The organism is Undibacterium sp. FW305-107 (assembly GCF_058788535.1).
Genome location: NZ_JBYTAV010000011.1, coordinates 217,967 through 238,041, shown reverse-complemented (window position 1 = coordinate 238,041; position 20,075 = coordinate 217,967). Strand labels below are relative to the sequence as shown.

At 53.4% G+C, this 20,075-nt stretch carries 14 protein-coding genes; 7 read left to right on the top strand and 7 right to left on the bottom strand.

Features of this window, described 5'->3' with window-relative positions; all coding sequences use genetic code 11:
• Positions 1-163 precede the first annotated feature (163 nt).
• From AC3WQT_RS23765 to AC3WQT_RS23735, 7 genes are all read left to right on the top strand, one after another.
• The gene (locus AC3WQT_RS23765; RefSeq protein ID WP_492707695.1) at positions 164-2,086 is read left to right on the top strand and encodes a methyl-accepting chemotaxis protein; all 1,923 of its coding nucleotides are present in this window, start codon (positions 164-166) and stop codon (positions 2,084-2,086) included.
• Between the two features lie 689 nt (positions 2,087-2,775).
• Positions 2,776-3,891 carry an ABC transporter substrate-binding protein gene (locus AC3WQT_RS23760; protein WP_492707693.1) on the top strand — a complete coding sequence of 372 codons (1,116 nt, stop codon included), beginning with the start codon at positions 2,776-2,778 and terminating at the stop codon, positions 3,889-3,891.
• Positions 3,892-3,987: 96 nt separating this feature from the next.
• Entirely contained in the window at positions 3,988-4,980 is a 993-nt protein-coding gene (locus AC3WQT_RS23755; RefSeq protein WP_492707691.1) for a Bug family tripartite tricarboxylate transporter substrate binding protein, read from the top strand.
• 152 nt (positions 4,981-5,132) lie between these two features.
• Positions 5,133-6,209 (top strand): ABC transporter substrate-binding protein, encoded by a 1,077-nt coding sequence (locus AC3WQT_RS23750; protein ID WP_492707723.1) that lies wholly within the window; start codon positions 5,133-5,135, stop codon positions 6,207-6,209.
• 130 nt (positions 6,210-6,339) lie between these two features.
• Positions 6,340-8,118, top strand: a complete 1,779-nt coding sequence (locus AC3WQT_RS23745; protein WP_492707689.1) for an ABC transporter permease — start codon at positions 6,340-6,342, stop codon at positions 8,116-8,118.
• A gap of 68 nt (positions 8,119-8,186) precedes the next feature.
• Positions 8,187-9,251, top strand: a complete 1,065-nt coding sequence (locus tag AC3WQT_RS23740; RefSeq protein WP_492707687.1) for an ABC transporter ATP-binding protein — start codon at positions 8,187-8,189, stop codon at positions 9,249-9,251.
• Positions 9,252-9,383: 132 nt separating this feature from the next.
• Positions 9,384-10,814, top strand: coding sequence for an ATP-binding response regulator (locus AC3WQT_RS23735; RefSeq protein ID WP_492707685.1), 1,431 nt, complete (start codon positions 9,384-9,386; stop codon positions 10,812-10,814).
• A 30-nt stretch (positions 10,815-10,844) separates the two neighbouring features.
• Here AC3WQT_RS23735 and AC3WQT_RS23730 read toward each other — a convergent pair whose 3' ends face one another.
• From AC3WQT_RS23730 to kdpF, 7 genes are all read right to left on the bottom strand, one after another.
• On the bottom strand, positions 10,845-11,579 hold the full coding sequence (locus tag AC3WQT_RS23730) for a TorF family putative porin (protein ID WP_492707683.1): 735 nt from the start codon (positions 11,577-11,579) through the stop codon (positions 10,845-10,847).
• A 94-nt stretch (positions 11,580-11,673) separates the two neighbouring features.
• Complete coding sequence (gene kdpE / locus AC3WQT_RS23725) at positions 11,674-12,381, bottom strand: two-component system response regulator KdpE (RefSeq protein WP_492707682.1); 708 nt, start codon at positions 12,379-12,381, stop codon at positions 11,674-11,676.
• Between the two features lie 7 nt (positions 12,382-12,388).
• Positions 12,389-15,112 (bottom strand): two-component system sensor histidine kinase KdpD, encoded by a 2,724-nt coding sequence (kdpD, locus tag AC3WQT_RS23720; RefSeq protein ID WP_492707680.1) that lies wholly within the window; start codon positions 15,110-15,112, stop codon positions 12,389-12,391.
• Positions 15,113-15,140: 28 nt separating this feature from the next.
• A complete protein-coding gene (kdpC, locus tag AC3WQT_RS23715) occupies positions 15,141-15,752 on the bottom strand; it encodes a potassium-transporting ATPase subunit KdpC (RefSeq protein WP_492707679.1) in 612 nt (203 codons plus the stop codon).
• Between the two features lie 27 nt (positions 15,753-15,779).
• Entirely contained in the window at positions 15,780-17,816 is a 2,037-nt protein-coding gene (gene kdpB, locus AC3WQT_RS23710) for a potassium-transporting ATPase subunit KdpB (RefSeq protein WP_422951779.1), read from the bottom strand.
• 219 nt (positions 17,817-18,035) lie between these two features.
• Positions 18,036-19,844 (bottom strand): potassium-transporting ATPase subunit KdpA, encoded by a 1,809-nt coding sequence (gene kdpA / locus AC3WQT_RS23705; protein ID WP_492707677.1) that lies wholly within the window; start codon positions 19,842-19,844, stop codon positions 18,036-18,038.
• On the bottom strand, positions 19,844-19,933 hold the full coding sequence (gene kdpF / locus AC3WQT_RS23700; protein ID WP_110254457.1) for a K(+)-transporting ATPase subunit F: 90 nt from the start codon (positions 19,931-19,933) through the stop codon (positions 19,844-19,846). Before kdpF ends, kdpA begins: the two co-directional genes overlap by 1 nt.
• Positions 19,934-20,075 lie beyond the last annotated feature (142 nt).

Below are 20,075 nucleotides of genomic sequence, written 5' to 3'. Positions count from 1 at the left end.
CAGCCTGATTCAAAAGCGTCACTATTTCTGTAACTATTTCTGACAAGAAAAACGTGCAGATTTCAATAAACGTATCGCAATCTCAACTTGCCTGAGCTAAGATAAATTTATAAACTTTCTGCCTAACAAGAAAATCTTATAGGTTCCACAACAGGAGGCTGGGATGACATCGATATTGACAAAGTTGCTATTATGGCAAAAATTTGTACTATTGAGTGTGATAGCGCTGATTTTGACAGCCATACCAACCGCCCTGTATTACCTTGAATCATCCAAAAACCTTGACGCTGCGCTGGCTGAAAAACAAGGCCTGCCAGCCATGACCCTGATACTCAAAACCGTGCAGCTGACACAGCAGCACCGGGGTTTGTCAGCTCTGGTACTGGGTGGTGTTTCCAGTGAAAAAGACAAACGCGAAGCCAAGCAGAAAGAAGCTGATGCCTCGTATTCTGGTATGGCAGCCATTATCAAAAAGATCAATGACAAAGCCATCACCGATGCCTGGAACAAGGCCGAACAAGACTGGAATACCCTGCGTGAACAGGTTACCAAGGCCAGTATTGCCGTACCTGCCAGTTACCAGGCTCATAGCGCCCTGGTGCCCAAATTGCTGCTGGTCAATGACCTTATTGGCGACTATTACGGCCTCAGCCTTGATCCCAATATAGATAGCTATCAGTTGATACAGGCGATGTACTACATCCAGCCCTATCTGACTGAAGAACTGGGGCGCATGCGTGCCAAGGGTGCGGGCCTGCTGGCCAAAAAAGAAGCGACGCTGGAAGACAAGATGGTCGTCTCTGACCTTATTGCCCGTTCCCAGGACCGTACACAGCAGATGAACAATTCCTTCAATAAGGCCGTACTCAGCAATCCTGATATCGAGAAAAAACTCGGTGCCGTCATGAAAGAAGCCACTGGACAGGCCACAGGCGCAATGAAACTGGCCACTGAAAAAATTGCCAAGGCCGAGACACTGGATTTCTCATCAGTGGAGTATGTGCAAGTGACTACCCGGGCCATCGATACGCAATTTCAGCTCAATGCTGATGCCACCAAGGAATTGCACAGCATACTGGATCAGCGCATCAGCGATTTCTATCAACTCCGATGGACCATGATCATCGCCATGCTGGCGCTGATCTGCGTGGCAGGTCTGTTTGCCAGGGCCATTGCGCGATCAGTCAGTGTCCCGCTGGAACAGGCCATCGTAGTGGCTCAGCATATCGCCAGTGGCGACTTGCGTTATCCCGCTGATGCCAGTGGCAACAATGAAACCGGACGCCTGTTACAGGCGCTGGAAGACATGCGCGTCAGCCTGATAGGCATAGTCGGCAACGTCAGGGACAGCATAGAGAATATCAATAATGGCACTCACGATATTGCCAAGGGTAATGTGGACTTGTCAGCACGTACCGAGACCCAGGCTTCCAGTCTGGAAGAAACCGCTTCGTCAATGGAGCAGATGACAGGTACGGTCAAGCAAAACTCCGACAGCGCCAGGCAGGCCAATCAACTCGTCAATGATGCCAGCAAGGTAGCCACCGAGGGCGGCGGCATCGTCAACCAGGTTATCCACACCATGGAAGCCATCAATGACAGCTCGCGCAAGATTTCTGAAATTATCGGCGTCATCGACGGCATCGCCTTCCAGACCAATATCCTGGCCCTGAACGCAGCCGTCGAAGCCGCCCGCGCAGGCGAACAAGGCCGTGGCTTTGCCGTAGTCGCCGCCGAAGTCCGCAACCTGGCCCAGCGCAGTGCCACCGCCGCCCGCGAAATCAAGGGCTTGATAGGCAGCAGTGTAGAACAGGTCGACGCCGGTAATGAACTGGCTGGCCACGCCGGTAAAGCCATGAACGACATTGTCGCCAGCGTCAAACGCATCACCGACATCATGTCAGAAATCGTCACCGCCACCGCCGAACAAAGCACGGGCATAGAACAAATCGACCTCGCCATCACTCAAATGGACGAAATGACCCAGCAAAACGCCGCCCTGGTAGAACAGGCAGCTGCCGCTGCCGAAGGCTTGCAGGAACAATCGCAGGCACTGGTGCAGACGGTGAGTGTGTTCAAGTTGTAGCGGGACGGTACTTTGCCAATAACCAAGGGACGCGCAAGCGTCCCTTTTAGTTTGTTGAATTGCAATACGCTGAGCAATCTGGATAGATGACGCATTGACGTTGTATTTGACTTTGGGGTTGCTTTTGAACTTCGCAGTTCCCATGTGTCGGCGCCGATTGTGCGGTACAGAAAATGGAAATAGAAGAGCCGCTGTTTGAGGTATAGCAGGGATTTCGGACAGTATGCTGTCCGCCTGCGTAACGGCATGCGCTTGCAAGCGCATGTTCCTAAAGCAAGGCCGCAGGCGAGTTTCGGATTTCCCCATTTTTTGTACCGCACAATCGGGAACCCCGCAGGGGCGACGACGCCTGGGTCGCCTTTCTTTGAATACTTACTTTGGCGACACAAAGAAAGTATTTCGGCTGCCGGGCCGAGACCCGGCTTGTATCCACGAAGGGTAATTGCTTTGATCAAAGTACGGCAATTCAACAAACGCCGCTGGATTCCAGCCAAGAGCATGCTGGAGCGCCAGCCCGGTGGAATGACGTAATTGAGATTGCAGTTCGAATCAAGAATCAAACCAAAGCTCGCGTACGTTCACTGTACGGCTAACTTCCCAAAAATCTCCCAAAGGCCCCTGACTGCAAGCAAACTGAAAGCTCCCCGGCTCTATGCTCCCTTACAAAAAAAATCCCGGAGACTACCATCATGAAGCCATTACGCCTCAGTTTCTTCCTGCTCGCCTGTTTCATCTGCCCTGCCATCGCCAGTGCAGAGGGTAAAATCGTCATAGGCCAGTCCGTAGAATTATCCGGCCAGGCCACCGGCAAAGAAAACCGCGAAGGTGCCCAGTTGTATTTTGATGCACTGAACCGCCAGGGCGGCATCCATGGCAAGAGCATAGAATTCATCAGCTATGACGACAAACGCGATCCGGCGCTGACCAAAGAAAATACCCTGAAACTCATCAATGAAGACCATGCGATTGCCCTGTTTGGTTACCGCAGCACTCCCACTATAGAAGCCATCTTGCCCTTGCTGGACAAATATGCAATACCTTTGATTGCCCCCTTTTCTGGCGCTCAAAGCCTGCATCAGCCTCTGCAACCTCAGGTATTCAATCTGCGCGCCAGCTATCAGGATGAAGCGGCCAAGATGGTAGTCTCGCTGGCTGACCTGAGTATCAGCAAGGTCGCGATCCTGCATCAGGATGACAGCTTTGGCAAAGATGGCCTGAACGGCTTTGTCAGCAATCTGGAAAAGCGCAATATGCGCGCAGTTGTCATCGCCAAATACGATAGAAAAGAAATGAAAGTCGATGCAGCCGTTGCCAGTATCGCGGCAACGTCCCCGCAAGCGGTATTGATGGCATGTACACCGGCAGCCTGCGCCGACTTCATCCGGCAAATGCAAAAATTGGGACAAAGACCGCAATTTTTGATGCTCTCGAATGTCAATTCCGATGATTTCTTCAAATCCCTGGGGGCGGAAGGGCGCGGCATCGGTGTCATGCAAGTCATGCCTTATCCACGGGATATAGGCATACCTGTCGTCAAAGAGTTGCAAAAAGTGCTGAAATCGGCCAAAAATCCGCCGCCTTTGTCCTATGCTGTACTGGAAGGCTATGTTGCCGCCAAATTAATGGCTGAAGCCTTGCGCCGTGCCGGTAATAACCCAGACTCAAAAAAATTGCTGCTGGCACTGGAGAGCATGCGCAATGTTGACCTGGGCGGGGTGGAAGTCAGTTATGGCCCCAAGGACCATGATGGCTCGCACTTTGTAGAGCTGACCATCGTTGGTAAAAATGGCGTGATATTGCGGTAAGCTACAGTTGCAGTTCAATAGACTCACATTTTGTGAAAGCCTACTGAAAGTTTCATTTCGGTATGATCCATGTAACCCTTAGCCTATGGTCTTATCATGCACATCCGGCCTACACATCTGACACTCCTGCTGAGCAGCCTGCTGGCCTGCATGCAGGCGGGTGCCGTCAAGCCGGAGCCGTCAGCAGAAAAACATGAAGCGGCCATGTGCATAGTCCCGGCCAAACCCGGTGGCGGTATGGACCTGACCTGCAAGCTGGCACAGCAGGTTCAACAGACAGGCGCCAGCCAGCCCATGCAAATCAATTACCTGCCTGGCGGTGTAGGCGCTATCGCCTGGACCACCATCATTTCCCAGAGAAAAGCCGAGGCCAATACCCTGGTTGCCTATTCCGGCGGTTCACTGCTGAATCTGGCAGAAGGCAAATTCGGTAAATCCGATGCCAGCAATGTGCGTTGGGTAGCCGCTATCGGTACCGACTACGGCATGATCGCCGTACGCAAGGATTCCCCTTATAAAAACCTGCGCGAATTGATGGATGCCATCAAGAGCAAGCCCGCCAATATCGCCATTGGTGCCGGTGGCACAGTTGGTAGCCAGGACTGGCTGAAGATGGCACAGATAGGCAAGCAGGCAGGCATAGATTCCAAAACCATGCGCCTGGTGGCCTTTGAAGGGGGTGGCGAATCTTTCACGGCCCTGCTGGCCGACCATGTACAGGCCGTCTCTGGAGATGCCTCTGAAGCCAGCCTGCATGCCCGTGATGACAAGATACGCGTGCTGGCCGTTTTATCCGATGCGCGCCTGCCCGGCCCGCTGGCGAATGTACCTACCGCGCGGGAGCAGGGTTTTGATGTGACCTGGCCCATCATCCGTGGCGTCTACATGGGGCCGCAGGTCAGCGACAAGGATTATCAGAAATGGGTCAGCTATTTCCAGCAAGCCATGAGTACTCCTGCCTTTGATGAGCAGAGAAAAATCCACGGCCTGTTCCCCTTCGCCATGACAGGCAAGGAGCTGACTGAGTACATACAAAAAGCCGTCAACAATTACCGTCTGCAAGCAAAAGAATTCGGCATGGTGCGTTAGCGCCTGCCAGTAGTTGTCCTTAGTCACCAGTCAGAAACCCAATAAGCCCAATCAGCCCAATCAGTAAATGTCAGTCAACGCAAGCTCGTATTACCCGAATAAACAATAACAGGAGAAGACAAATGCAAACAAAAAATTATTTCATCAAAAGCATGGCCGCACTTGCCGTAGGCAGCATGATGATGCTCAATGCCCAGGCGCAGGCACCAGCCGGTTATCCGGCTGATTACAGCAAGATCGTCGACGGCGCAAAAAAAGAAGGCAAGCTGGTCATCTACAGTGCGACCGATACCAAGGCCGTAGAATCGCTGATCAAGGATTTTCGCAGCATGTATCCTGATGTGCAGGTTGAATACAATGATATGAATTCCACCGAAGTATATAACCGCTATATCTCGGAAATGGCGGCGGGTGGTAATAGCGCCGACCTGATGTGGTCATCTGCCATGGATTTGCAAACCAAACTGGTCTCCGATGGCTATGGCCTGCAATATGCATCGCCAGAAATCAGCGGCATACCGCAATGGGCAATCTGGAATAACTCTGCTTACGGCACGACTTTTGAACCAGCGGTTTTCGTTTACAACAAACGTCTGGTCAGTGCTGACGAAGTACCAAAAACCCATGCTGAATTTGCCAAGATCATCAACAGCAAGCTGGATAAATTCAAAAACAAGGTCACTACTTACGACATCGAAAAATCTGGCGTAGGTTTCATGTTCATTACCCAGGACAGCCGTGAAAACAAGGAGTTCTGGGAACTGGCCAAGGCCTTCGGCAATGCCAGCGTGCGCGTGCAATCATCTACCGGCACCATGCTGGAACGCCTGTCTTCTGGCGAAAACCTGCTGGGCTATAACATCCTCGGCTCTTATGCCCTGGTACGTGCTGCCAAGGATCCATCCATAGGTGTGCAAATCCCCAAGGATTACACCCTGGTATTGTCACGTGTGATGTTCATCAGCAAGGCAGCCAAGCATCCAAATGCGGCCAAGTTGTGGCTGGATTACACCCTCTCGAAACGTGGCCAGACCATGATCGCGAATGAAGCCAAGCTGTATGCCATACGTGCCGACGTCAAGGGTGAAACCACGTATTCCGACCTGGCAAAACTCATCGGCATCGGCCTCAAACCTTTGCCAGTCAACCCGATGTTGTTGCAATATCTTGATCAAAACAAACGCCTCGCTTTCCTGAAGCAATGGAAAGAAACTGCGGGCAAAAAATAAGTCTGAGGGCACCGTGCAAATTTCAAGCTGCACGGTGCCAACCGGCTCTTCCTGCGGGATATTTTCCCCGCAATGCCTGTATGGCGAATCGCATTCTGATTGAATCTCAACCCTTGATATTGGGCTAAGCATGAGTACCCTGAGTCTACCTCCGCGCAGCCGGTGGTCGCAATTCAACTGGCCGCGTGGCCTGGTTGTGACCCTGACGCTGCTGGCAATTTTTACGCCGCTGTCACTGATCCTGTTCCAGAGCTTTTTAAATGCTCCCTTCTTTTCACCGGTAAAAGAACTGGGACTGGATTCCTATCGCTTCATCTTTGATGATCCTGATTTCCGCCAGGCATTCTGGAATGGCCTGATCCTCGCTTCTGGTCTGGCTGGCATCGCCGTTCCACTCGGCGGTTTGCTGGCCTTCCTGATGATACGTACCGACTTGCCGGGCCGTGGCTGGATAGAACCGATGTTGCTGGTACCTATCTTTGTCTCACCCATGGTGATGGGCTTTGGATATGTGGTGTCCATGGGGCCAGTAGGTTTCTATACCCTGTGGGTCAAGCAAATGACGGGGGTTGAGCCATGGAATATTTACTCCTTCTTCAGCATCGTCCTGATCGCCGGCCTGACTCACGTGCCACACGTTTACCTGTATTCATCTGCGGCCTTAAAGAGCCTGGGCTCGGACGTGGAAGAAGCAGCACGGGTCGCCGGTGCCTCGCCTTTCCAGGTTGCCATGCATGTATCTCTGCCCATGATCATGCCAGCGCTGGCTTTTGCTGCGGTGCTGGTGTTCTTCCTGGGATTTGAAGTGTTCGGCCTGGTGCTGGTACTGGGTGACCCTGAAGGCCATCTGGTACTGGCGACCTATCTTTACAAGCTGACCAACAAGCTGGGCACACCGTCTTACCACCTGATGGCAGCAGCAGCTGTCTGCCTGGTCGCGGTGACCATGCCGCTGGTGATGGTGCAGCGCTGGTTGTTGAAGTCAGCGAATAAATATGTTTCTATCAAGGGCAAGGGTTCACGCCAGAAACCGCTGCCACTCGGCAAATGGAAATGGCTGGCTTTTGCTGTACTGGCTGCCTGGCTGATTTTCACTATCGTGCTGCCATTGTCCGGCATCGTCCTGCGCGCTTTTGTCTCGTATTGGGGCGAAGGCGTCAAACTGGCGGATGTGATTACCCTGCAGCATTTCAAGGACATCCTTGAACAACCTTCTTTGATGCGCGGCATATTCAATACCGTGCTGATAGGCATCATCGGTGGTGCGCTGGCAGTGATTTGCTATGCCGGTATTGCCCTGGCCATGCACCGCAAACCTGACGGTATCACCCGCCTGCTGGATTACAGCGTGCTGGTACCACGCGCAGTCCCCGGTTTGCTGGCTGGTCTGTCTTTCCTGTGGGTATTCCTGTTCGTACCCAGCTGGCTGGAAGGTGGCCTGAAGGGTTTTGACAATACCTTCTGTATCTGGCTGATAGAAAATGTCATCCCGCAATTGCGCGCCTTGCGTTCCACCATCTTCTCGGTCTGGATTGCTTATTCCGTGGTGTGGATGGCTTATGGTTTGCGTCTGATTTCCACCGCCTTGCTGCAAGTTGGGCCTGAGCTGGAAGAAGCGGCGCGTGCAGTTGGTGCCAGCCGTGGCCAGGTCACACGTGATGTGACGCTGCCGCTGGTCAAGTTTGGTTTGCTGGGCGCCTGGCTGATGGTCTTCCTGATTTTTGAACGTGAATATTCAACTGGTGTGTACCTGCTGTCGCCGGGTACGGAAGTCATCGGTGCATTGATTGTTTCGCTGTGGGCGGGTGGTTCTGTTGATCTGGTGGCGGCTTTGTCCTTCATCAATATCACTCTGGTTGCCATAGGTTTGGGACTGGCCCTGCGCTTTGGCGTCAAGCTAAGTCACTGAATTAGTCACTGATGACATTCCATAAAAATTTCATTGCATAGCAATACAAAAAAATACGAGAGCACACTATGTCTGAATTAAGCGTACAAGATTTAACCCTGGAATATGGTTCCGGCGCTACTGCCAACCCCATTCTCAAAGGCGTGTCGATGAACTTGCAGCGTGGCGAGGTAGTCGCCCTGCTTGGCCCTTCTGGTAGCGGCAAGACCACCTTGTTGCGTGCAGTCGCCGGACTGGAATCGCCCAAGACTGGCACTATCACCCTTGGTGAGCGCGCCATTTTTGATGGCAGCAAGGGTCTGGAAGTACCGGCAGAACAACGCAACCTGGGCCTGGTATTCCAGTCCTATGCACTGTGGCCACACAAGACAGTATTCGACAATGTCGCCTACGGTCTGAAGCTGCGCAAGCTGGGCAGCAGCGAAATCAATGACAAGGTCAAGGATGTATTGGGCCAGCTGGGCCTGGGCCATCTGGGTGAACGCTTCCCGCATCAATTGTCAGGCGGCCAGCAACAGCGTGTGGCGATTGCCCGTGCACTGGTGTATAACCCTCCTGTAATTTTGCTGGATGAGCCTTTGTCGAATCTGGATGCCAAGCTGCGTGAAGAAGCGCGCGCCTTCCTGCGTGAACTGATCGTCAGGCTGAACCTGTCAGCCCTGATGGTGACGCATGACCAGGGCGAGGCGATGGCGATATCTGACCGCATCCTGTTATTGAACAATGGCGTCATAGAACAGCAAGGCACGCCGCAAAGCATGTATGAAACGCCAGATACCCTGTTCACTGCCGAATTCATGGGTAGCAATAACAAACTCAAAGGCAAGGTAGTCCAGCGCAATGGCGACACTGCCACCATCAGTGTCAATGGTGCATCATTGAAAGCCACAGTGCGCGGCAAAAATGTCGGTGAAGAAGCAACCGCCATCATCCGTCTGGAAAAAGTCAAGATCACTGATAGCCAGACCGAAAACGCCATCAAATTGCCATTGACGACCTGCATGTATCTCGGTGACCGCTGGGAATGCCTGTTCGGTCATGCCGAAGGTGGCTTGCGGGCGTATTCGCCATTCAAGCTGAGCCCTGGTGAGTATTATCTGCAACTGGATGCAGACAAGCTCTGGCTGTATTAAAAGCCGTTCATTACCCAAGATAGCCCCGCATTGAATAACAATGTGGGGCTTTTTTGCATTGAAGGCAGGAATTTTGCTCAAGACTGTATACTGGGGACTTATTTCATCTTATTTGCCCCGCATGTCCTCAAGATGTTTAATTTCCGCAATCACCTGCTAACAGTCTTTGCCATGCTGGTTTGCCCCTGGCAAGTGGCCAGTGCGGGCGCGCCTGCTGCTGGTCTTGTGTCGCCTCACGAGCTAGATATCTGGTCCTGGCTGACGCTGGCCCTGCTGGCACTGGTTATAATTACTGCAGCCTATACCTGGCATGTGCGCGCCCTGAAACGCCAGAAGCGGGCACTGGAAACTGAAATCAGGCTCAGGACTGCAGAAATACAGGCACAAAAAGAAGAACTCGAAAAAATCAACCAGACCTTGCTGAAAGTGAACAAGCGGCAAGAAGCACAGCAAAGCGAACTGACACGCTTCCTGGCCGTTGCCAGCCATGATTTGCGCCAACCCATGCATGCGCTGAATCTTTATCTCGGCGCCTTGTTTAATTTTGAGCTGCCAGCCGCCGTGCGCCCCGTCGTGAACAATCTCCGAAACTGCGCACGTACCATGGATGACATGTTTGCTAATCTGCTGGACCTGTCACGTCTGGATGCGCAAATCGTCGAACCACAATTACAAGAATTTGCTATCGCCGAAGTGCTCGGTAAACTCGACGTTGAATTCACTCCCCAGGCAATGGCCAAGGGCCTGCAATTTGAAATCCATCACAGCATGGCCATCGTCAACAGCGATGCTGACCTGGTCGAGCAGATACTGCGCAACCTGATTGCCAATGCGCTGCGGTATACCCCGGATGGCCAGGTAGTAGTCAGATGCATGGAATTTGATCAGCAGTTGCAAATCGCCGTTGAAGATACCGGCATAGGCATTTCTAAACATGACCAGGAAACCATCTTTGAAGAGTTCTTCCAGGTAGAGTCAGCGTCAGAATCCAGAAGCAGCACCGCAGGCATGGGATTGGGCCTCGCCATCGTACAAAGACTGGTGCGTCTCTTGCATATCCCCATCAAATTGCAATCGCAACCAGGCCAGGGCTCAACATTTGCCATCAGTCTGCCACTCGCTGCCAGCCAGGAAGTGACAGACAAGCATGGCCGCAGCAAGGCCAGCAACAGCGCCTCTCTGCTGCAAGCCCTGATTGTCGTGATTGATGATGATGAAAGCATACTGACGGCCATGCGAGCCTTGCTGGAGCGATGGGATGCACGCGTCATCACCGCGACCACTGGTACTGATGCACTGGCACTATGCAGCGAAGAAATCAAGATTCCTGATTTGCTGATCTGTGATTACCGTCTGAAACTCAATGAAAACGGCATCAACGTTATCGCCAACCTGCGCGAAGAATTCAATCATCATATTCCTGCAATACTGATTACTGGTGATGCCTCGCCGCAATTGTCAGGTGATGCAAAAGCGGCCAAACTGATATTGATGCACAAGCCCATACAGGCAGAGAACTTGCATGGGACCTTGACGCAATTGCTCAATGAAGCGAAAGAATAGGCACTGCGTCAGGTACGAAAATCAAGCCATTCAGAAGGTCTTGCTGACAGTAACTACCAGCGCCGTCTTGCCCAGGAACTTGCCATTGGCTGGCGATGCATAAGCGACTTCACCGGCATTGGTGCCGATAACGGCCACTGCGCCTGTAACGATGCCAAAGTCTTTGCTCAGACCGAGCTTCCAGTCTGTATAACTGTAAGCACCATTGTTCCTGACTTGCTGACGACCAGCATGCAGGTTCAGCGTCAGGCCAGAGGCCATTTCCACATTTGCACCCAGGTCCAGATAGCCACTGTTTTTACTGTCAGCAAGACCGAACAGGTTGGTGACAGAATGTGAATACTTGGCATAGGCCGGGCCGTAGGAAAGCTGGCCATAAATTTCTGTCGTATTGGCACTCACAGCCAGACCATTTGATGGATAGACATAGCTAAGTATACCAACGTCATAGCTGATGTCCTTGCTGACTTCACCACGCTTGCCTGCGTACAGATCAATTTCCATATCGCCACCACCACCAGCATCCTTGGTCCATTTGATGGTGGATGCCCATGTGCCGGCATAAAAGCCGCTGGGGTTATGGGTATAGTCGGCACCGCCCTGCAATGCAGCCTGCAAACGTGTTTGCGAAATGCCGCGATAACGGTAGTCAGAAGTGACTGCCGCATTGAAGCTGACTTCATGCTCGGGTTTGGCATCTTCTGCGCTGGCGTATGCGGCAAAAAAGACCGTGCTGATGGCTGCTGTAATGACGAATTTTTTCATTTGAGTCCTCTAAAAAAGTATTTGCAAAAATTAAGGATGCAAAAGTCCCACCGGCGAGCCAGGAAGCTGCCGGTTATTCAATATTTGCATGGTTTTAGCTAGGTAAGAGTAAGCGATAACCTATCGCTGTCTCCGTCAAGAGGTATCGCGGCTGTGCCGGATCATCTTCGAGTTTCTGTCGCAAATGCCCCATGTAGATGCGCAGGTAATGGCCGCTTTCAGAATGGCTGGGGCCCCAGACTTCGCGCAGTAATTGCGGGTTGGTGACGACCCGGCCTACATTGGTGACCAACACCATCAGCAGACGGAATTCTGTCGGCGTCAGCTTCACCATCGCCCCGGCCTTGGTGACCAGGCGGGCTTTCATATCGACCTTGACATCACCAAACTGGACTATGCCGTCCAGATTGATACCAGGCTGACGCTGACGCCGGAAAGTTGCGCGTACGCGTGCCAGCAATTCGCCGACACCGAAAGGCTTGCTGAGATAATCATCGGCCCCGGCATCCAGTGCCTTGATCTTGTCCTGTTCACTGACGCGGGCGGACAAGACGATGATGGGTACGTTAGACCATTTGCGCACATCCATAATGAAATCGATGCCGTCACCATCTGGCAAACCCAGGTCAAGGATGATGAGGTCAGGCTGGCGCGTGCCAGCATCGACGAGGCCGCGCTGCAGATTCACCGATTCATGGACTTGCCATTGTTCTTCTTCGAGCGCATTGCGCACGAAGCGGCGTATCTGTGGTTCATCTTCAACCAGCAAGGCGACTGGTGTTGTTTGGCTAGCAGTAGTCATCGTGTGCTTATTCTTCAAGATCAGGCATCGCCGGTGGCGTGCCTAAAGGCAGGGTAAAGATGAAGCAGGCCCCGCCATTGGGCGACTGCGCTGCATGCATGCTGCCCTTGTGGGCCGTGATAATAGCGCGGCAAATTGCCAGTCCCAGACCAACGCCGGGCAGGGCAGATTCACGCTCACCCCGGGTAAATTTTTCAAATACGGCTTCTTCACGCCCGGCTGGCAAACCCGGCCCATTGTCATAGACCTTGGCTTCCAGCATGCTGCCATTGAGCTCGGCTGAAATGGTTATGCGAGAATTTTCTGGCGTATATTTACAGGCATTTTCCAGCAGGTTGCACAATACCCGCTCTATCAGCACGGCATCAAAATTGATGAGGGGCAAAGCGGCTTCCAGCCTGGTTTCTACTTGATGTGTCTGCAATTGCGCACTACAGATACGCAGGGAAGTGCCGACCACTTCTTCAAAAGTCTGCCACTGCAAATTCAGTTTGACTTCACCGCTTTCTATTCTCGCCATGTCGAGCAGGTTGGTCACCAGGGCAGACAGGCGCAGGGTCTCGTTACGCAGGGCTTGTGCCATGTGCAGTTGCGCATCTGCCAGCGCAGGTTTGGACATGGCCAGGGATTCCGAAATACCCACCAGCGAAGTCAGCGGTGTGCGCAAGTCATGTGACAGCGCAGCCAACAGTGAATTGCGCAGGCGTTCGGATTCCATGTGGATCAGGGCATCTTGCGCGACTTCGATATAGTGCACACGTTCCAGCGCTATTGCCGCCAGGGCGGCAAAGGTATCGAGTTGCTGCCTTTGCTCAGGGATCATGATCCAGCGCTTGCTCTCTGGCTGTATCGCCAGCAAGCCACGGGTACGCATGGGTGCCACCAGCGGCAGGTAAAAGAAATTACTGGCGGGCAGGGTGTCTGTGCCTATGCCTGCTGCCTCTACCTTGTCGAATGCCCATTGCGCGATACCAAGGTCCAGGCCTGCGACCATATTATCCGGTGCCTGCAAGCGCCCTGCATCATCCGGCAAGAGCAAAGTAGCTTGTGCACGAAATGCTCGCTGCACGATGACTTGCGTGGTTTCTGAAATCTGCTCAGCCAGCAAGACACCGGACAGGTCTCGGGCAAATTCATACAGGGCACGCGCGCGGTTTTCCCTGTGGCTGGCTACCCTGGCCTGATAACGTAAATCTGCCGTCAGATGGCCGGTGATCAAGCCGACCACCAGCATGACAGCGAAAGTCATCAGGTATTGAAAATCACTGACAGCAAAAGAAAAGCGCGGCTGCACAAAAAAGAAATCGAAAACAGCAATACCAACCACTGTCGCCAGCACCGAAGGGCCGCGGCCAAATTTAACCGCCACCAGGACCACGGTCAATAAAAACAGCATGGCGATGTTGACGAGATTGAATATCTCGAACAAGGGGGTGGCAACCAGTCCCGCTGCTACACTGGCCAGGGCAGCATACACATAGCGCCAGTGCCGTGCTGGCACGCGTGGCGTGGCAGGTTCAGGGATATTCAGCGGCAATGCCTGTCTGTCTTGCGCGGTCTCGGACCTGGCTATCCTGGCTTCGCCTACCTCGATCAAATCCAGGTCGGGAGCATAGTCGGCGATGTTATTCAACAGCTTGACTTGCTGCCAGCCCAGCCGCCATTTGCTATTCCACTTGCTGCTGCGCCCCAGCACTACACGAGAAAAATTGTGACTATGAGCATAGTCAACGATAGCCAGCGCAATATCCTTGCCGGTCAGCACCGCCGTTACTGCACCCAGGTCTTGCGCCAGCTTCAGGGTTTTTAAAATGCGCTCACGCTGCGCCGATGGCAGCCTTTGTAGTTGCGGTGTTTCTACATACACGGCATGCCATTCTGCATTCATCTGGCTGGCAAGGCGGGCGGCGCTGCGTACCAGGTGGTCGGCATCACCATGCGGACCTATGCAGGCCAGCAGGGCGGCATCAGTCTTCCAGATCGTGCCTATGGACTTTTCTATGCGATAGGCCTGTACATCATCTTCCACCCTGTCGGCAGTGCGGCGCAGGGCCAGCTCACGCAAGGCGATCAGATTACCTTTGCGGAAAAAATTCTTGGCGGCGCGTTCTGCCTGTTGCAGCTTATAGACGCGGCCAGACTTGAGCCTGGCTAATAACTCGTCAGCCGGGATATCCACCAGCACGACTTCATCGGCCTCATCAAACACCTTGTCGGGCAGGGTTTCATTGACCCGTATGCCGGTGATGCCACCGACCACATCATTCAGGCTTTCCAGATGCTGGACATTGACGGTGGTATACACATCAATACCGGCGCTCAGCAATTCATCGACATCTTGCCAGCGTTTGGGGTGGCGTGAACCGGCAGCATTGGAATGCGCCAGTTCATCCATTAGTATCAATGGCGGGTGGCGCTCCAGCGCAGTGTCTATGTCAAATTCACTGAGTATCTTATCGCGATAGGGAATGGCCTTGGGTGGCAAGACTTCCAAACCATCGACCAGGGCTGCGGTTTCATCACGGCCATGGGTTTCTATGACACCGACCAATACCTGCTGGCCCTCGGCCACCAGCTTGCGGGCAGCAGTCAGCATGGCGTAGGTCTTGCCTACACCAGCGGATGCACCGAAATAGATACGCAGCTTGCCACGCGTGGCCCTGCGCTCTTGCTCCTGCACGTGGGCAAGCAAGACGTCAGGGTCAGGGCGTTGTTCGCTATTGGTAGCCATATCGTTTTATTGTACTTATTATTTTGAATTACTTGGTCAGCTTAGTCAGCTTATCCAGTGCCAGATTCAAAGCCAACACGTTGACCCTGGCCTCACCCAGCAAACCCAGGGCGGGATGTTGCGCCAGTTGGTCTATGATAGCCTTGACTTGTGACTCTTGCAGCTTGCGTTCGCGCGCCACCCTGGCCAGCTGGTAATTGGCAGCCGCCAGGCTGATTTCAGGATCAAGCCCACTGGCCGACGCCGTCACCAGGTCGACAGGGATTTTTGCCGTATTGCCAGGGTCGGCCGCCTTCAATGCCTCGACCCGGCCTTTGATGGCATCTATTTGCGCCACATTGCTAGGACCAAAGTTGGAACCACCGGATGCGCCAGCATTATTTGGCATGGGGCCAGTCGCAGATGGCCTGCCCCAGAAATATTTGGGCGATGAAAAAGACTGGCCTATCAGGGAAGAACCTACGGTCTTACTATCCTGCACAACCAGGCTGCCTTCGGCCTGATCGTTAAAAAGCACTTTGCCAACTCCTGTCATCGCATAGGGGTAGACGACGCCAACCACCAGTGTCAGCCCGGCGAGCAGGACGATAGCAGGGCGGAAGATAGCACTGCCAGTATCATTGTTTGTAATAGTACTCATGATGTTTCCTTATTGAGCGATATAAATTCAGGCCAGATGCAACACAGCCAGGATGACATCAATGAGCTTGATGCCAACAAAAGGCAGGACGATGCCACCCAGGCCATAGATCAGCAAATTGCGGCGCAATAGCAGCGATGCTCCGATGGCGCGGTATTTGACGCCCTTCAAGGCCAGCGGGATCAGGAAAACGATGATCAGGGCATTGAAGATCACCGCAGACATGATGGCCGACGAAGGGCTGGTCAAATGCATGATGTCCAGCGCCTTGAGCTGTGGATAAGTGGCGACAAAGGCAGCCGGGATAATCGCAAAATACTTGGCGATATCATTCGCAATCGAGAATGTCGTCAGCGAACCGCGTGTCATCAGCATCTGTTTGCCTATCTCGACGATTTCCAGCAACTTGGTAGGGTTGGAATCCAGGTCCACCATATTACCTGCCTCTTTTGCTGCCTGCGTGCCGGATGCCATGGCCACCGCCACGTCAGCCTGCGCCAATGCCGGTGCATCATTGGTGCCATCACCTGTCATGGCAACCAGGCGGCCTTCGGCCTGGTGGCTGCGTATCAGCTTGAGTTTGTCTTCTGGCGTGGCTTCTGCCAGAAAGTCATCGACACCAGCCTCAGCCGCGATGGCGGCGGCTGTCAGGCGGTTATCACCAGTGATCATGATGGTCTTGATACCCATGCGGCGCAACTCGGCAAACCTTTCCTTGATGCCGCCCTTGACGATATCCTTGAGTTCTATCGCGCCCATGACCTTGCCATCATCGACGACGACCAATGGCGTGCTGCCACGGCGTGAGATGTCATCCACGGTCTTACTGAGTTCAGCAGGGAAGGGACGACCGAGGGATTCAACGAACTTCTTGACGGAATCTGCAGCGCCCTTGCGTATCTGACGATTGCCGATATCGACACCACTCATACGGGTTTGTGCAGTGAATTGCACGAAAGTCGCATTCAGGCTGGCCATCTCACGTTCACGCAGATTATATTTTTGCTTGGCAAAGATGACGATGCTGCGGCCTTCTGGTGTTTCATCTGCGAGAGAAGCCAGTTGGGCAGAGTCAGCCAGTTGTGGCAGGCTCACGCCAGGTGCAGGGAAAAAATCAGATGCCTGACGATTACCCAGGGTGATGGTCCCGGTTTTATCCAGCATCAAGACATCAACGTCACCAGCAGCCTCAACCGCGCGACCAGACGTGGCGATGACATTGGCCTGCATCATGCGGCTCATACCAGCCACACCAATGGCAGACAGCAAGCCACCTATAGTGGTGGGGATAAGGCAGACCAGCAAGGCGATCAACACCGTGATGGAGATAGGGGCAGAAGCAAAACCCGCTGCCTTGGCAGCATCGACACTGAACAACGAGAATGGCAGCAAGGTCACAGTCACCACCAGGAAGATGATGGTCAGGGCCACCAGCAAAATGGTCAGGGCAACTTCATTCGGGGTCTTCTGGCGTTTGGCACCTTCTACCATGGCGATCATGCGGTCGATGAAGGCTTCACCAGGGTTGGATGTCACGCGCATCACCAGCCAGTCAGACAAGACGCGGGTGCCACCAGTGACGGCAGAAAAGTCACCGCCCGATTCACGTATCACGGGTGCAGATTCACCGGTGATGGCGCTTTCATCGACTGTCGCCACACCTTCTATGACTTCACCGTCGATAGGGATGACGTCATTGGCTTCGACCAGCACTACATCACCCTTGCGCAAGTCATTGGCCTGGGCTGGCAGCCAGGTGGTGCCGTGTTTTGGTATGGCCAGTTTCTTGGCCATGACAGTTTGCTTCAATGCGCGCAGGGAAGCAGCCTGGGCTTTGCTGCGGCCCTCTGCCAGTGCTTCGGCAAAATTGGCAAACAGGACAGTGAACCATAACCAGATGGAAATCGCCAGGATAAAACCAGGACTGGCTTCTCCCTGTCCCATCAGGGATTGCACGAACAACATGCTGGTGATGATGCTGCCTACATACACGACAAACATCACCGGGCTGCGCAATTGCGTGCGTGGGCTGAGTTTTTTGAATGAATCAATGACGGCAGGCATGATCAGACTGCTGTCAAATAGCGACAGGCGTGGCTTGCTGCCGGATATGGAGTCGCCAGCTTGTCCAGCGCCAGGTTTGGCGGCTGTATTGACTTTGCTGTCTATCGACTTTTGTACACTGGTACTAGACATGTTAATCCCCTTAAACTACTGGCGGGTCTGAATGAAAGCGCATTCCAGATGCGGCTGTCACTCAGACTGCTTAAATTAATTCGTGCGTTATTTCGCGATCAGTTGCAGATGTTCAACCACTGGTCCCAAGGCCAGGGCAGGCACATAATTGAGCACACTGATGAGCACCACCGTACCAACCAGCAAGGCAATGAACATGGGGCCATGGGTGGGCATGGTGCCGGCATTGGCTTCCAGGCGTTTCTTGCCTGCCAGTGAACCGGCAATCGCCAGCACAGGCACGATCATGGCAAAGCGGCCAAACCACATGGCAATCGCCAGCATGATGTTGTAGAAGGGCGTATTCGCACTCAGGCCGGCAAAGGCGCTGCCATTGTTGTTGGCGGCTGAAGTAAAGGCATACAGCACTTCAGAAAAGCCATGGGCACCGGGATTCAAAATGCCGGCCTTGCCTGCTTCCGACATGACCGCGATGGCTGTGCCAGCCAGCACCAATACCGGTGTCACCAGGATGGCGATGGACGTCATTTTCATTTCAAATGCCTGGATTTTCTTGCCCAGGTATTCCGGTGTGCGGCCTATCATCAGGCCAGCAATAAACACGGCCAGTATCGCGAAGATCAACATGCCATACAGGCCACTGCCTACGCCGCCAAACACCACTTCACCAAACTGCATGAGCACGATAGGTACCAGGCCACCAATAGGCATGAGGGAATCATGCATGGCATTCACCGCGCCGCAGGACGCCGCGGTAGTCACAGCAACAAACAGGCTCGATGCGCTGATGCCGAAGCGGGTTTCCTTGCCCTCCATATTGCCACCGGCTTGCAGGGCTGAAGTGGCCTGGTCGATATTCATGCTGGCCAGCACGGGATGAGTCTGCTGTTCAGACAACATGACAGTCAGCGTCATTGCCACGAACAAGACCGTCATTGCCGTCAATACCGCCCAGCCCTGGCGCATATCACCGACCATGTGACCAAAAGCGAAGCACAGCGCAGCAGGTATCAGGAAGATGGCGATCATCTGCATGAAATTGCTCAGGTAGCTGGGGTTTTCATAAGGATGTGCCGAGTTGGCATTGAAGAAGCCGCCACCATTCGTGCCCAGCATCTTGATCGCTTCTTGCGAAGCAACCGGGCCCATGGGCAGGGTTTGGGTAGTCGCCGTCAGGGTTTCCATGATGGGTGCGCCTTTGTCATCTTTTAAAGGCTGCGCGTCAGGGCCGAGCTTGGGCTGACTGTAGGTGACAGGGTCGATCAGTTGCACCTCTTTATAGCCAGAGAAATTCTGGATCACGCCCTGCCCCATGAGGAAGACGGCGAAAATGACAGATAGCGGCAACAGGAGATACAGGGTAGAGCGAGTAATATCAGTCCAGAAATTGCCTATGGATGTAGCTGAATGACGGCTGAAACCGCGTATCAGCGCAAACACGACTGCTATACCCGTCGCTGCGGAAAAAAAGTTTTGCCCGGCCAGCACCAGCATCTGGGTCAGGTAACTCATGGTGGCTTCACCGGCATAGCCTTGCCAGTTGGTATTGGCGACAAAGCTGACGGCGGTATTGAAGGAAGAATCCATGCTGACATTCGCCATGTTTTGCGGATTCAAAGGTAACCAGACTTGCAGGCGCTGCACTGCATATGCAAGCAGCGCGCCCAGAGTATTAAAAATCAGCAGGGCGATGGCATATTGCTTCCAGCCCATGCCCGCTTCAAGCTTTACGCCAGCGACACGGTACAGGCCTTTTTCCAGCCAGCGCAGCCAGCCCATGCCAGGAACGCTTGCCTTGTCATCCGCTATCCTGGCGATGTAGCCGCCCAAGGGATAAGCCAGGAGCAGCAGCGCGGCCAGGAACAATACCAATAAAACAATTGCTTGCGTAGTCATCACAGCTCCTCGGCATTCAACAAGGCTGCGATCAGATAAACGAACAAGGCGGCAGCCACCACCGTGCCCAGGATGTAGAAGGGATTCATGCCTTTGCTCCCAGAGTGTCGCAGGCCAGCACCAGAGCCCAGACCAGCAGGAAGAAAATTCCCATGCCTGCGAGATATAAAAATTCCATCAGATATTCCATGCTTTACTCCTTCGTTTTTACACAGTGAAGCATAGTCAGAA